This window comes from Hymenobacter sp. GOD-10R (assembly GCF_035609205.1).
Lineage (GTDB): Bacteria > Bacteroidota > Bacteroidia > Cytophagales > Hymenobacteraceae > Hymenobacter.
In genome coordinates this window covers 2,478,012-2,493,799 of record NZ_CP141184.1, presented here as the reverse complement: position 1 = coordinate 2,493,799, position 15,788 = coordinate 2,478,012, and the positions used below count along the sequence as shown (strand labels likewise).

The following is a 15,788-nucleotide window of genomic DNA, read 5'->3' as shown; positions in this document are numbered from 1 at the left end:
TAACCGACAGGTTCGCTTTTATTTATTCGGGATCCGCAGCACCGTGAAGGAGTTAGGAGCCAGCGTGTAACTCACCGTGGGCGAAGACACCTTGAAGGTTTCCTCCTTAGGAGCTAGGTACATTGGTTTATCGAGGCTGTTTTCGGCCTGCAAATCATCGCTGGCTAGCACCGTAGCTTTTACCGTTTGACCTACCTTCTTCACTCCCGCCAAGTTGATTTTGACCGGACGAGCCGAAGTAGAGTAATTCACCAGCTTCACTACGATTTCGTTGGTGGTTTTGTCGGCTACGGCGCTGGTGAAAAGGTTATCCTGCCCGTTTTTGTTTGATACAGGCAGCATGGTCGTGCCTTTGTTCACGCTGAACAGCTTCTGCACGTAGTAGTTAGGCGTACCGTAAGAGCGCAGGTTGTCCATCCAGATAAGGTCGGGCGTCCACTGCCAAGCGTCCACGTTGGCGAACAACGGGGCGTACGAAGCCATTTCTACTACGTCGGCGTTGCGCTCCAAGCCTGTCATAAAGGCGGCTTCGGAAATAGCGCAGTCCCACGTGTTCTTGTTTCTGGGGCTGGCAACCGCCACGCTTTGGGCGGCGTACTCACCAGCAAAAATCTTCGGGCCAGTGCGCGGGTAATCGTCGTAGCGGCCAACGTTTTGGCGGAACCACTCCGGCTTGGCGTAGTAGTGCTCGTCGATGAAGTCCGCCTTCATCTCGCGGAATCGGGCAGTGGCTACTTTAAAGCGCTCATCCCCCGGATCGGGACCAGCGCTGGATACCAACTTGATATTGGGGTACTTAGCTTTGACAGCTTTGGCAAACAACTCATACCGCTCGTAGTACTGCGGGCCCCACTGCTCGTTGCCCGCCCCGATCATCTTGAGGTTGAAGGGTGCTGGGTGACCCATCGCCGCGCGCTTGGCGCCCCAGGTGCTGGTAGCAGGCCCGTTGGCAAACTCTACCAGATCCAAGGCATCCTGAATGAAGGTTTCTAGGGTAATCTCATCGGCGCTGTGCACGTGCGTATCAGCGCTGGTATTTGGACCGCCCTTGGGCGTAGTCGTACTGAGTGGCGCTAGCTCGGCCGAGTTAAACTGGCAAGCCATCCCGATGTTCAGGATGGGCAACGGCTCGGCCCCAATGTCTTCCGAAAGCTGAAAGTACTCGAAGAAACCAAGGCCAAACGACTGGTAGTAGTCGGGCGTGTAGCGGTGCGTGAACTCCGTGTTCCAGCGGTTGATCAGCGACTCCCGGTCATTAGGAGCCCCAATGGTTTTCTTCCACTGGTAGCGTTGATCTAGGGTCCGGCCTTCCACGATGCAGCCACCGGGGAAGCGCAGGAAGCCGGGCTTCATGTCTTTCAGGAGCTGCACCAAGTCAGTACGCAAGCCGTTAGGCCGGTTCTGCCAGGTTTCCTTCGGGAACACCGACACCACGTCGAGGTCGGCCGTGCCAGCCCCATCCACTACAACTTTCAAGTGCGCCTTACTGCTGGTCGCGGAGGACTTTAGCACGGCAGTGTATTGCTTCCACTCCCCCGTCAGGCCCGAAATCTGAGCTTGGGCCAAAGCTTGGCCTTTCTCATCTTCCAAAATCACGCGCAAACCGCTTACGCTGCCGGCCCCACGCCGAGCATACACCGAGAAGTTATACTCGGCGTTCTGCTTCACGCCCATGCCCCGGAAACCTTCGTTGATGAAGCCCGCATCGGGGCTGCTCGTTTTGGAGGTGAGGCGTAGGTAATGGTTGTTGGTAGCGCTCAGCGGTTGCTGGCTTTGAATAGTATACTCTTGCAGCGCGGCGGCGCCCTTAATGGCTTTCCAGCCAATGAGATGGTCGTCGGTTTCGAACGACTTATTTTTTACCAACTCAGGGTACAAGCCACCATCGGCGCCGAAGTTGATGTCTTCGAAAAACAAACCAAACATGGTTTTCGGGACGGCAGCGCCCGGCTTGTTCACCTGCACCGTCACGGTAGTCGGCGCGCCGGTTTGGGCTACCGCTGGGCTACCTACCAGACTACTGATAGCTAGGCCCAAGGGCAAAAAAGAAGAATAGGAAGACGAACGTTTCATCATAGGGTAAGAGCAGGCTAAAGAGCGGGAATTCTTGTGGGACTGAGCATTATGGAACGCTGGCAGAAAATCGAAAAAGCCAAAAGACCGCCATGCTAGCTTGTCGAAGCATGACGGTCTTTTGTTAAACCTTCAAGCTAGCTCCGCTTAGTAGCGGCCACCGAAAGCGGCTTCGTTGGCGCGCAGCTCGTTTTTGAACGTGCGCAGCTTCGTGTCGCCATCGATTACCACGAACTCGATGCCAGCCATTTCGGCGAAGTCTTCCAGGTACTCGGTGGTCAGATTCTGGCTGTAGCCGGTGTGGTGAGCACCGCCCGCCAAGATCCAGGCAGCTGCGCCGGTAGCTAGGTCGGGCTTCACTTTCCAGAGCACGCGGGCTACGGGCAGGTTCGGCAGATCCTGCTCAGGAGCTACGGCTTCTACTTCGTTCACGATCATGCGGAAGCGGTTGCCCATGTCGATGAGCGTAGCGTTCAGCGCGGGGCCAGCGGGGCAGTTGAATACCAAACGCACCGGATCCGCCTTGCCGCCGATACCTAGGGGGTGAATCTCTGCGCGCACCTTACCTTCGGCAATCGTGGGGCAGATTTCGAGCATGTGCGAACCGAGCACTTGGTTGTTGCCGGGCGCGAAGTGGTACGTGTAATCTTCCATGAAGGAGTTGCCGCCGGGCAGGCCAGCACCCATCACTTTCATGGCGCGTACTAGCGCCGAGGTTTTCCAGTCGCCTTCGCCACCGAAGCCGTAGCCTTCCGCCATGAGGCGCTGCGTAGCAATGCCAGGCAATTGCGCCATGCCATGCAGGTCTTCGAACGTATCGGTGAAGCCTTTGGCACCGGTGTCTTGCAGGAACTTGCGCATACCAGCCTCAATGCGGGCCGCGTCGCGCAATGATTCGCGCTGGCTACCACCTTCTTTCAGGGTGTCGGCTAGCTCGTACTGCTGCTCGTACTCCGCAACAAGCGCGTCTACTTGCTCTTCTGGAATAGCATTTACCACGGCCACCAAGTCACCGATACCGTAGCCATTTACCGAGTAGCCAAACTTGATTTCGGCTTCTACTTTGTCGCCTTCCGTCACGGCTACGTAGCGCATGTTGTCGCCGAAGCGGATGAAACGGGCACCCTGCCAGTCGGCCCAGGCGCAAGCCGCCCGCGACCATACGCTCAGTTGATCTTGCACCGCGCCATCTTCCCAGTGACCTACCACCACTTTGCGGTTCAGGCGCATACGAGTACCGATGAAGCCGAACTCCCGGTCGCCGTGCGCCGACTGGTTTGTGTTCATGAAGTCCATGTCGATGGTGCCCCACGGAATGTCGCGGTTGAACTGCGTGTGCAGGTGCGCCATCGGCTTTTGCAGGATCTTCAGGCCGTTGATCCACATTTTGGCCGGTGAGAACGTGTGCATCCAGGCAATCAGACCCACGCAATTTTCGGTGGTGTTGGCTTCCTGAATCAGCTTATAGATTTCTTCGGGGCCCGTCAGAATAGGCTTGTAGATAATCTTGATTGGCAGCTTGCTATCCAGCGCTTCCGCAATCTGCTGCGAGTGCTGGGCTACTTCTTTCAGCGTTTCAGGGCCGTAAAGGTGCTGGGTGCCGGTAATAAACCAGGCTTCGTACTGCGAAATGTCAATCATGGGTGAATTAGGGATGTAAAAAGGAGTTTTGTCATTGAGCGTGTAGAGACACCTACTTGTGTCTCGTCGTTGCTGATGTTGTTTACCTAGGTTGTCCTAGGCTGGGTCGTTCTAACCCAGGCCGTTCAACGACGAGACACAAGTAGGTGTCTCTACACGCTCAGCATGACGTTCTTATTTTCTCAAAAACCAAGCGACCTAGCTCTGGCCGTAGTAAGAATTGACGCCGTGTTTGCGCTCGTAGTGCTTGCGAATCAAGGCGTCTTTCAGGCGCGGCACGTCGGGGCGAAGCGTGCAGCTGAGGTAGGCCATGCGGGCTACTTCTTCCAGCACGGCGCTATTGTACACGGCTTTCTCCACGGTTTTGCCCCAGGTGAAGGGCGCATGATTGCTGAGCAGCACCATCTCCACTTCCTCGGGCGAGATGCCACGGCGCTGAAACTCGTTCATGATCTGCCAGCCGGTCTGATGCTCGTAGTCGCCGGCAATCATATTGTCGTCCATGGGCGGCGCGCAGGGGATGTCGGCGGTGAGGTGGTCGGCGTGGGTCGTACCTAGGATCGGGATATCGAGCTGCGCCTGCGCCCACGCCGTAGCGTAGGTCGAGTGCGTGTGCACGATGCCGCCAATGTGCTCCCAATGGCTGAACAGCACCGCGTGCGTCTTGGTATCCGACGAAGGCCGCTTGGTGCCCTCCACGATTTTGTTGGCGAAGTCAACGATGACGATGTCTTCGGGGCGCAACGTGTCGTAGGGTACGCCGCTCGGCTTGATGGCGAATACGCCCTGCTGGCGGTCGACCACGCTGGCATTCCCGAAGGTAAATAGCACGAGGCCTAGCTTCGGCAATTGCATATTGGCCTCGTAGCAGGCCTGCTTTAGATCTTGGTACTGACTCATGCGTTATACTTCGTCAACTAAGGTAGTTTCGGCTACTTCACCTTCGCGCAACGTGACATCTTCCACGAAGCGGCCGAAGGCCTGGTATTGCTCGTAGCGAGCCTGGTACTCGGCTACGCTAGCGGGGTTGGGCTCGTAGGTTTCGGCAAAGCCACTGCCCATGGCGCGTTGAGCCGTCAGTACGTCGGGGTGCACGCCGGCGGCAACGGCCGCGTACATGGCTGCACCCAGCGCTGGAGCCTGCTCCGACACCGCAATTTTGATCGGGCGGTTGAGCACGTCGGCGAGGGTCTGCATCACAAAGGCTGACTTCTTAGCCACACCACCGATGCCGATAACCTGCTTGATCGGGATACCTTCCTCCTCAAAACGCTCTACGATTTGCTTAGAACCATAGCAGATGGCTTCTACTAGCGCGCGGAAGATTTGCGGGGCGCTGGTGCCCATGGTTAGGTTCATAAGGGCACCTTTCAAGCCTTGGTTGGCATCGGGCGTGCGGCGACCATTTACCCAGTCGAGGGCTAGCACGGCTGATTCAGCGGGGTTCACTTGGGCGGCGGCTTTGGTCAGCTCCACGATTAGCTTGCTGCTCATTTCCTCGCGCAAAGCTTCTTGCTGCTCTGGCGTAATCACCGTCGAAGACGATAGCACATTCTGCAAAGGCCACTCCAGCATCTGACGGAACCAAGCCAGCAAGTCGCCAAAAGCCGACTGCCCAGCTTCCAGACCTAGCATGCCGGGAATAACGGAGCCATCCACTTGGCCGCAGATGCCTTGCACCAGCTTCCCTCCTACTTCCTGAGTAGGTGCTACCACGATGTCGCAGGTAGAAGTACCCATCACTTTCACCATTGAGTACGCCTCGATTTCACCGGCTACGGCGCCCGCGTGTGCATCGAAGCTACCCACGGCTACCACCGTGTTAGTGGTTAGACCTAGGCGCGTAGCCCACTCTTCCGAGAGGTTGCCGGCGGACTCGTCGGCGGTGTAGGTCTCTTGGTACAGGTGGCCGCGCAACTCAGCTAGCTTCGGCTCTAAGTGTACGATAAACTCTTCGATGGGCAGACCGCCCCAGCTCTCGTGCCACATGGCTTTGTGCCCAGCGGCGCAACGGCTACGCTTGAAGTGGGCTAGGTCGCTGCCGGTGAGCAGCAGCGTCATCCAGTCGCAGTGCTCCATCCAAGAGTGCGCGGCTTTGGCCACGGCTTCATCCTCACGCACGATGTGCATGATCTTCGCCCAAAACCATTCCGACGAGTAAATGCCACCTTCAAACTTGGTGAAGTCTTCGCCACCCCAGGTGCGGGCTTTCAGGTTCACCTCGGCTGCTTCTTCCAGCGCCGTGTGGTCTTTCCAGAGCACGAACATGGCATTCGGGTTTTCCTCGAAGCCGGGCGTAAGCGCTAGGGCAACTCCCTTTTCGTTCACCGGCCCAGGCGTTGACCCAGTGGTATCTACAGCGAGGCCCACAATCTGCTCGACTGGCACCGACTGCGCTACTTTGCGCACCGTCGTCTCTAGGCCCTCGATGTAGTCGAGTGGGTGCTGGCGGAATTGGTTATGAATGGGGTTACAGTACTGCAGGGTTTTCCAGCGCTGGTAGTAATGCACAGCTTGGGCTACCTCTTGGCCCGTGCGGGCATTTACCAGCAGGGCGCGCACGGAATCGGTACCGTAGTCGACTCCAATTACGTAGGCATCAGTCCCAGCCGTGGTTGAATCTGTGTTTTGCATGTTTAAAATGGTAGATGCTCTTGGTATATCACCCTTGGTCTTATCTAGATTAAGCGGAATGTGCGAGTGCTTTGCGGCTGTAAAGTAGGAATTATAAAGAGCTCACACAATCGTTTGTGTTGCTTTGCAGCAAGATAACTCCCTTTGTTATAAACAGACTTGCTCATTTCTAGCACACTACAATAGTGCAATAGGGCAGTCGATTTGACATACTCAGTCAAGCCAACTGCCCTATCATGTCATTACAGCAAAATATGTTGGGTTACCAACCCGGGTTTTGAACTAAGTTCTTGTCCAAATCGGTGTCAGACTGTGGCAAGGGCAACAAATCAGATTTCCCTATAACGAAGTTATTGAAATCGGCATCACGAGCCTTGAGTTCGTTTACGCCTGCTTGGTTCTTCAACAAGCCATAGCGATTGATATCCGTCCAACGAGTGCCTTCACCGGAAAGCTCTGTCACCCGCTCATGGCGAATTTGAGCTTTCATGCTTTCGTAGGTCGAAGAACCTGTGAGCAGCGCGAGATTAACCCGATTGCGCACTTGATTTACGAGTGCGAGAGCCGCAGCCGTTTGTTTCATTTCATTCAGCGCTTCGGCCTGCATGAGCAGCACATCCGCGTAGCGGATCACACGGAAATTTATGGGCGAAACGAAGTTTTCGAAGGTTCTGGTGCGGTCATTCTGGTATTTGCGCCAATACAACTGAGAAGTATTGTAGCCCCGCTGTGCATAGGTTTGCCCGTAGACCAAAGGATCAGTACTCGTGGCACTGAACATCGTGATATCACGCCGTGGGTCAGGCTTACCGTCCCGAGTCAGATCATTGAACTCATCGTAGATCCAACGCCGGGGCTGCACGTCGGAATAAGTAACGACAGGAGGCCCAAAGAACTGCGCACGTTCACAGCCTTCTGACGCGGATGAGTTATCCTGCCCTGCACCTAGGAGTGCATCCGAATACTGAATTTCAAAGATAGACTCGCTGTTATTTTCGTTTGCCGCAGTGAAGTTATCTAAGTAGTTAGGCGTCAGTGCGTACTGCCCCGATTTGATAATTTCGTCAAACTGTGCAGCTGCTTTGGCCCATTCGTTTTGCTGCATGTACACCTTGCCAAGCAACGCTGCCACAGCACCGCGGGTCACCCGATACCGATCGGCACCGGTATAGGACACAGGCATGTTTGGCTTTACAGCTTCCAAATCAGCTGTTATCTGCGCTAATACTTGCTCTCTGCTTGCCTGTGGGAAGCGCGCGGTAGAAGTAGATTCGGTTAATGGCATCGGCACATTGCCGAACAAATGGGCTAAGTCGAAGTAAAGCAAACTTCTCAGGAACGTAGCTTCTCCTATTACTTGCTTTTTCAACGTCTCGTCCATGGCAATTGCTGGCACCCTGGTGAGCACCTGATTAGCCCGGAAAACACCCCGGTAGTAATCATTCCACATGAACTGAGTATACTCAAAGTTGTAGTTAGTCTGCAAGAAGCGCGTGTAGTTTGCTAAGTCTGTATATGGACTTTGGCTATACGCTTCGTCGGAGCGAGGAATTGTGGCAAAATGCCACATACGACCATATATCCCAGTTAGCTGAACTCCTGAGTAAGCAGCAATTACCCCTTTTGAAGCGTCGTCAGCTGTTTGCCAGAAGTTTTCTACAGTAGGAGCGTTCGGATTAGATTGATCTAGTAAGTCTTTTTCGCAACCAGTTGTCCAAAAGAGCATACTAGCTAGAAGAAGCGTGGAAACTTTATGAATTTTCATTAGATGAAATCGAAGTAAACGAATGTGCTTTGTGAGCTACTCTACAGTAATTAGTCCTTACTCGGAGTGCTCAAAAATCTACTTGCAGACCTGCCGTGAAGCTGCGCACGTTAGGATAAGATCCATTATCAACTCCACGACCAAAGAACCCTGTTCCAGGTGTTTCTGGATCAAACCCTGAATAGTTGGTGAGCGTGTAGATATTACGCCCGGTGAGGTACACACGCACGTTGCCAACTCCTTGTATTTTACTAATCAGCGTTTTGGGGAATGTATAGCCTACCTGTACATTTCGTAGACGAGCGTAATCTCCTTTTTCCAGCCACCGCGTACTCGCGAATATATTATTCTGTGATGCAGCTTGGCTTAGATTAGCATTGGGGCTGTTGGCAGCAAGTAAACGCGGGTTTGTATTCGACGGGTTTTCTGGCGTCCATGGCAAAGCATCACGCTCGTAGTTGCTTACCCCATCGTAGCGACTTAGCCAGAATTTAGCCTCGTTGAAGACGTTGTTGCCAGTTACACCTTGCAAGAACACCGACAAGTCGAACCCTTTGTAAGCTGCCGTCAGGTTCAGGCCCATTTGCACCTTCGGGAAAGGGTTACCAACGGCTACCCGGTCACGGTTGTTAATAATGCCGTCGCCATTGCTATCACGGTACTTTACATCGCCGGGCGAAGCATAAGGCTGAATTACTTGACCACCCGCGTTTTTGTAGTTCAGCACCTCTTCCTGCGTTTGGAAGATGCCTTCAAAAGGAATTAGGTAGAACTGTCCTACTGGCTGACCAACTTGGGTAAACGTAATTCCTTCCGGATCAGGAATCTGCCCACCCTCCGCAATGCTGGTAACTTCGTTCTTGATGGTGGTCAGATTGAAGTCAGCTCCGTAGGTGAAAGCCTTTTTTGTCTCGTGGTAACCTACTGCCAACTCAAACCCTTGGTTGCGGAGGTTACCAAAGTTGCGGTACGGGTTACCCCCAAAGTTTCCTAGGTAAACAGGAATGGGAGGATTAACCAGCGCTTTCTTTGTATTCGAGATGTAGTAATCAGCCGACAACGTGACCCGGTCATCTAATAAGCTTAGGTCTAACCCAGCGTCGCTTGTATATCGCTCCTCCCACTGAATCCCGTTGCTCGCCAGCGTAATCTGCGACGAACCTTGCGCGATGCCGCCCGCAGCGTTGGGGTAGTTTACGTTCTGGTTGATTGTTGCTTGGTAGAGGTAAGCATTCGGCAAACCATCATTGCCATTTACGCCATAGCTAGCCCGCAGCTTCAGATTATTAATGATCGGTAAGGCTTCTTTGAAGAAATCTTCTTCGCTAATACGCCAGCCTATCGAACCAGCACCGAAGTTACCGTATTGGTTGTCCTTGGAAAAGCGTGACGAACCATCACGACGGAAGCTTCCCGACAGTAGGTAACGCCCTTTATAATCGTAGGTAGCTTGGATGAAATAAGAGCGTTTACCGTTTTGGTAGTTCGTTCCATCAACACCTGGGTTGGACGTGCCTGCTCCTAGCACGAAGTAATATTGCGGAACACTACTGTATCCTCTGTTGGTAGCGCTGGCATTGGTAGCACGAAACTTCTGCTCTGAATACCCCAGCACAACGTTCACATTGTGCTCACCCAAACGCTTATTGAAATTGAGAGTATTCTCAGCCAATAGGAACGTTTCGTCGCCGCGGTTTTCAGTTAAGTAAGCAGGGTTTACTGCATCACCCCGACGCAGCGCTCCAACTCTCTGCGTGGTGCGGTCCTTGAAGTCATGCGATTCAATACCTAGGTTCAAACGGTACGTTAGAAAGTCAAAGAAGGCGTATTCAGCCGATAGACTTCCCTGTAACCTGTTATTATATTGAGTGTTATTGATGATATTCTGCAACCCAATAGGGTTGGTAGAATAGTTTGGCAAAGCGTCCGTCCCAAATCCGTAGCCGCTGCTTGTAGCTGGATCATAAACCGGAATGCCAGGTAGAGCCGTCAGGACTTCCACAAATGGAACCCCATTGAGCAACTTCGTATTGATATGGGTTATTTGAGCATTCTCCTGAATCTTGAACTTTCCTTTGGTCATGCCCGAGTTCAGACGAAGGCTATAGCGTTCAAACGAAGGCCCTTCCACAATGCCCTGCTGGTTGAAGTAACCAGCTGAAATCAAGAAATTCGAAGCATTGTTTCCAGTAGAACTCCCCCCGGAAAAGCTCAAGTTATAATCATTGATCTTGCCCGTTTGGAAGAACTCTTTTTGCCAATCGGTATCAATGTTAGGATTGAAAGTACCAGCTGCTTTATTCGCCCCGGGGAAAGGATCTAAACCCGCCGCTCTTGATGCCGCTGCATTACGATCAGCCCACTCACTAGCATTCGTCAGGTCATAGCGCTTGTAAACGCTTTCTACACCTGTGTAGCCGTTAAAGCTTATTTTTGGTGCGCCCGAACTACCTTTCTTAGTGGTAATAATAACAACACCGTTAGCTCCACGCGAACCATACACCGCTGTTGAGGAAGCATCTTTAAGCACTGTCAGCGACTCTACATCATTAGGGTTGAGGTCACGAATGTTATCTGACCACAGCCCATCAATAACATAGAGAGGGTTACTACCTGCTCCAAGGTTACCTACCCCCCGGATGGTAATAACTGGCGAGGCGCCAGGGCCGCTGGACCCTTGCACCTGCACGCCCGCTACTCGTCCCTGAATTGCCTGACTAACAGTAGGTACTGGTGTTTTACGAGATTCAGCTACATCGGCGCTGCTTACCGCACTACTCAGGTTCTGGCGGTTTTCAGTCAGATAACCTACTACCACTACCTCATTCAATGCTTTGGTGTCAGGAGCTAATGAAATAGCGACTGTCGTGCGGCCATTGATGGCTACCTCTTGGGCAACATAGCCAACGTAGGAAATAACCAGCGTACCATTATCGGGTGCTGTGAGGGTGTAGTTACCGTCGGCATCGGTTTGGGCACCATTCGTAGTACCTTTTACCACAACGTTTACACCGGGCAGGCCTTGGCCTTTCTCATCCGTCACACGTCCTTTGAGTGCGATATCAGCGAGCGGGCGAAAGTCTAATCCCATCCGGCTATTATCCTTTATTATAGGAATATTCGCCGCAGCTACGAAGGGTTGTAAAGGCAAGCAGCAGAGCAAGACCGGAATCGTAAACCGGCGCATTCTAGGTACAGGCTTTTTCATGAAAGTGAGTGTGGGAACTAAAAGAGAATAACACAATCGTTTGTGTTCTAGGAACAATCACAACTAATTGTGGCAATCACAAAAGAAAATTAGTGGGAAGTCAGGGAGAGTTTAGAGTCCTTTTTTCGACAAGGACAATAGCCTTTTTCAGGACTTAGAGGATTATTAGGGGATATTTTACGTAAGATTAACGAAGACGTGACAATTAACCAATGAGCAGAGGTCTTTTATTTCTTTCACAAAGGATTGTGTAGAATCTGAATATACCAGTTCTTTTCCATCAGCTCCACTGTTCCTCAAGCTGGTAGCAAGTACATTTAAACGATGCTTTTGCATCCTTCGCAGTCAGTTGCATACTACCACTTAGGAAAGATTCCCTGCCACGTAATATCAATTTACCTTTCCCACTCTCTTTTCTGGCGCAGCTATATATCCTAAGCACCTTTGGATATCCTAGCTTCTTTCCACCGGCTAATGCAGCTTTGCACCATGGTCTTGCGGTACCACCTAAGCTACCATGCTAGCTAAGTATCGTCATACCATAATTTATAACAAAACTCATCTACTTACCGGAGCTTTGCAAGATGGCACGATAGGTGGACGCTTGTTGATGCACCCTTACCTCTTAACTGACTATGCTACAACGCTTACTGATTTTGCTTCTTACCACGCTTGCGGTGCAAGCTTGCACCACTCCGCGCGCCAGCAGCGAAGAAAAGCCAGTCTCTCACGCCGTAGAGCATGATCCGCGTACTCGCACTCAGGAGCCAGCTCCGAGCCGCGTTCGGTAAGGTTTAAGTAGAAAGCTAGCTATTTGCGGTTTCTCCATAGGAGTGCTAGTGTCAAGCACTCTCTTTTTAGGCAAGTTGTAAAAGCAGAAAAGCCCCGATCAAAGATGCGGGGCTTTTACTTACCATACCACGGCACCTGGAGAAGTGCCTTGAATATTCTATACTCAAAACGCGTGCCTATATTTATAAATAAATATATTTATATTACTCACAACTAAGTAATAGTCTTTACGACGCTTTCGGAGGCCTTTTTGCCTTATATCTTATTACAATTAGCTTGTTCGTACTCAGTTAGCAGATGAGCTATTTGCCAACTATCTGCGGTGCGCTTACATGATATTAACTTCGGGATGCAATTCCACTCCGAATTTTGCGCGGACGGAGGCAATGATTTCTTGGGCTAGCAATTGAATATCGGCACCGTGCGCGCCGCCGTGATTTACCAATACCAAGGCTTGCCGATCGTGCACGCCGTGGGCGCCACGTCGGAAACCCTTCCACCCGCCCCGCTCGATGAGCCACGCGGCGGGCACTTTCACACCCCCCGGAACCGGATACCCTGGCAGGTCAGGATACTCCGCTTTCAAAGCGTCGTACTTGGCCTGAGAAAGCTCAGGGTTTTTGAAAAAGCTACCGGCATTTCCTATTTCGGCCGGATCGGGTAGCTTGCTGCGGCGAATACGCATGACGGCCTCGCTTACGTTGGCGGGCGTAGGGTCCGCTTCCAAGCCCATCTCTTCTAGTGTAGTCCGGATAGCACCATAGCTCATGTTGAGTTGGTGCTGCTGGCGCAAGCGCAACACGACTGCGGTTACGATGTACTGGTTCTTCAGCGTTGTTTTAAACACGCTTTCCCGGTAACCAAATCCGCATTCGACGCGCGTGAACGTGCGCAAGTGGCCCGTACTGATTTCTACCGCTTCGAGGTACTCGAAGGTATCTTGCAGCTCGGCGCCGTAAGCGCCAATATTTTGAAGCGGCGCGGCGCCTACCGTGCCGGGTATCAACGACAGGTTCTCAATACCGCTCAAGTCCTGACTGAGCGCATACTCCACCAAGCCGTGCCACGACTCGCCCGCTCCGGAGCGTACCAGAGCAGTATTGCTAGCCTCATCATACTCGATTACTTCCAGCTCCTGAATCTCGTTTTTCAGAACAATGCCATCAAAATCCTTGGTAAAGAGCAGGTTGCTACCTCCACCTAGGATGAGCTTCTCTGCTTGCTGCACTTCGGGTAACGCAAGCAGGGCACGCAGCTCTTCCACGCTCGTAAAGCGGGCGAAAAGACGCGCTTTGGCATCGATGCCGAACGTGTTATGAGGGCGTAAGGAGACGTTGGATTCAAGCACGGGAGACGTAGTCATGGTGCAAAGGTAATATCCCTACTCCAGAGAAACTGCGCCAACCCGAAGGCCTACCGCACCCGGTAGCCGCTCACCGCATAGTACACCAAGTAGGCATAGCACAGCGCTGGCAAGATGAACGCAACACGCAAGCCACCGCCGTTGGTGGCAATCCAGCCCATTAGTGGCGGAATAATGGCACCGCCTACAATGGCCATAATCAGATACGAGGAGCCTTGCTTGGTAAAAATACCTAGGCCCTTGATAGCCAAGGGGAAGATCACCGGCCACATAATGGAGTTGCAGAAGCCGCAGAGCACCACCATCCACAACGCCGCTTCGCCGTGCGAGAATACGGACGCAAGCACCAGCGTTGCACCGGCCGCGCACACGCCCGTGAGCAGCAGACGGTCGTTGAAGCGGCGCAAGAGCGGAATGCCCACAATGCGCCCCACCATAGACCCAAACCAATAGGATGACACGAGCACCGCCCCTACCGCTTTGGTAAAGCCCACGGTTGTGTCAATGGGGGCAGGTGATTGTCCGAAGAGAATAGCGAAGGCATTGGTAGCTACGTTTAACCCACGCACCAGCGCTTGCGTGAAATCGCTCAGTTGGTTGATACCCTGCGATTCGCCATAGCGAATCAGAAAAGAACCTAGGCCTACTTCAACCCCCACGTACAGGAAGATCGCGCCAATGCCGAGCACCAAATGACGATAATCGAGGGCCGACCGCCGACCTTGCGCTGCGACTGGAGTGTCCGCCTGAGCGGTATCATCGGCCGGAATGCTTTCGATATCGGGAAGACGCAATAGGAAGAAGATGGTTGCTAGCACGGCTAGGAACACCGCCAAACCTAGGTAGGGCGTCTTTACCAACGCGGCTTCCTCGGCAAGACGCTGCTGCAGAGGCAACGCAGCCAAGCGGGCTTTCAGGACCGTAGAGCCCCCAAACAGCAGCAAGCCCCCAAGCAGAGGCGAGATAGTACCACCTAGGTTATTGGCCACGCCCACAATGCTCACCCGGCTAGCAGCTTGCCGAGCGGGCCCTAGCACGGCTACGTACGGATTGGCCGCAACTTGGAGCAGCGTTACGCCCGCACCGAGTAGCCCCAACGCAGTCAGAAACAAGCTGAAGGTACGAGAGTTAGCCGCTGGCACGAATAGCAGCGCTCCACCTGCCATTACGAGCAGGCCGAGCACAATCCCCCGCTTGTATCCTACCTTTTCCAGAATACGCCCTGCCGGCAACGACATCAGGAAGTAAGCCCCGAAGAACGCTGACTGCACCAACGACGACTGCAAATCCGTGAGTTGACACACGTCTTTGAGGTAGGGCATCAACACGTCGTTGAAATTCGTGACGGACCCGAACAAAAAGAACAGGGCCGTCATGGCGGCCATGGGCACGAAGTAGCCGCGCGTTGTGTCGGCGCCGGTAGCGGTAATCGTTGAGGAGGAAGAAGTAGGAGCAGCCATGCAGACAAAAAAAGAAGCGGCCATGTGGCCGCACAGGTAATGTTACAAATTTTAGCGTAGTCGAGTAAGCTTAACCTTTCAGGTTGTTACAAATTTTAGCGTAGTCGAGTAAGCTTAACCTTTCAGGTTTTTAGCAGCGGAGCTTACTGAAGCGTGTTAGGCAAAAAACATTGTTGCAGAAAACCCAATTACGCCCTTGGTTATTTGGTGCATACCAAAACTTTTTCACTCGGCTTAAATCCAAAATAGTTGTCAACTGCTTCGTTATAATATCTCACGTCAACCGTAAAGCCAGATTGAGTTAATCTATCAACCAGCCCATTTACTGAATAAATACGCACATGGTCTTTTTGACCAAAATGAATTAATCGGTCCGCCTCTGATTTTACTGAGTAATCCTCATAGATAGTACCCTCTTTAAAAGGAGTTTGAATAACACAAACTCCACCCTTTTTCAGCACTCTATATAACTCCTGCATGGCTTTATGATCCCGCTCTATGTGCTCAAGTATGTGGTAGCACACTACTAGATCATACTGCTCATCCTCGGCAGCAATAGTTGTTATATCGTATTGGAAGTCAGAAATAAAATCTCCTGATAGATCGGTGCTTGCGTACGCTATTGCGGTGTTCTGCTTGAGGGTTCTGTACAAGCTTCTAGAAGGAGAGAAATCTAGCACTTGCGCCCCTGGTTTAATAAACTCAAGAGACATAATGCTCCATAAGCGTCTGTCGCGGGATAAGCTACCGCAATACGAACATAAGTTATCCTCTCCCAAGGCAATAAACCTTTTTGACTTTTTAGTGCATATGACGCACTGGTACTTATTACCTCTATAAAATTGATAAAGC

Annotated in this window: 9 protein-coding genes; all 9 read right to left on the bottom strand. The window is 52.4% G+C overall.

Going from position 1 to position 15,788, the window contains the following annotated elements; all coding sequences use genetic code 11:
* Positions 1 to 18: 18 nt before the first annotated feature.
* The 9 genes from SD425_RS10030 to SD425_RS09990 all read right to left on the bottom strand — a co-directional run bounded on the left by SD425_RS10030 (position 19) and on the right by SD425_RS09990 (position 15,649).
* Positions 19 to 2,076 carry an alpha-L-arabinofuranosidase C-terminal domain-containing protein gene (locus tag SD425_RS10030; RefSeq protein ID WP_324678040.1) on the bottom strand — a complete coding sequence of 686 codons (2,058 nt, stop codon included), beginning with the start codon at positions 2,074 to 2,076 and terminating at the stop codon, positions 19 to 21.
* 144 nt (positions 2,077 to 2,220) lie between these two features.
* Positions 2,221 to 3,714 carry an L-arabinose isomerase gene (araA, locus tag SD425_RS10025; protein WP_324678038.1) on the bottom strand — a complete coding sequence of 498 codons (1,494 nt, stop codon included), beginning with the start codon at positions 3,712 to 3,714 and terminating at the stop codon, positions 2,221 to 2,223.
* A gap of 198 nt (positions 3,715 to 3,912) precedes the next feature.
* Complete coding sequence (locus SD425_RS10020; protein ID WP_324678037.1) at positions 3,913 to 4,614, bottom strand: L-ribulose-5-phosphate 4-epimerase; 702 nt, start codon at positions 4,612 to 4,614, stop codon at positions 3,913 to 3,915.
* Between the two features lie 3 nt (positions 4,615 to 4,617).
* Positions 4,618 to 6,348 (bottom strand): ribulokinase, encoded by a 1,731-nt coding sequence (locus tag SD425_RS10015; RefSeq protein WP_324678035.1) that lies wholly within the window; start codon positions 6,346 to 6,348, stop codon positions 4,618 to 4,620.
* Positions 6,349 to 6,610: 262 nt separating this feature from the next.
* Positions 6,611 to 8,113 carry a RagB/SusD family nutrient uptake outer membrane protein gene (locus SD425_RS10010; protein ID WP_324678033.1) on the bottom strand — a complete coding sequence of 501 codons (1,503 nt, stop codon included), beginning with the start codon at positions 8,111 to 8,113 and terminating at the stop codon, positions 6,611 to 6,613.
* A 70-nt stretch (positions 8,114 to 8,183) separates the two neighbouring features.
* Positions 8,184 to 11,321, bottom strand: coding sequence for a TonB-dependent receptor (locus SD425_RS10005; RefSeq protein ID WP_324678031.1), 3,138 nt, complete (start codon positions 11,319 to 11,321; stop codon positions 8,184 to 8,186).
* Positions 11,322 to 12,441: 1,120 nt separating this feature from the next.
* The gene (gene murB / locus SD425_RS10000; RefSeq protein ID WP_324678029.1) at positions 12,442 to 13,476 is read right to left on the bottom strand and encodes a UDP-N-acetylmuramate dehydrogenase; all 1,035 of its coding nucleotides are present in this window, start codon (positions 13,474 to 13,476) and stop codon (positions 12,442 to 12,444) included.
* Positions 13,477 to 13,526: 50 nt separating this feature from the next.
* Positions 13,527 to 14,960, bottom strand: coding sequence for a sugar MFS transporter (locus SD425_RS09995; RefSeq protein ID WP_324678027.1), 1,434 nt, complete (start codon positions 14,958 to 14,960; stop codon positions 13,527 to 13,529).
* A gap of 176 nt (positions 14,961 to 15,136) precedes the next feature.
* Positions 15,137 to 15,649 (bottom strand): methyltransferase domain-containing protein, encoded by a 513-nt coding sequence (locus tag SD425_RS09990; RefSeq protein WP_324678025.1) that lies wholly within the window; start codon positions 15,647 to 15,649, stop codon positions 15,137 to 15,139.
* Positions 15,650 to 15,788 lie beyond the last annotated feature (139 nt).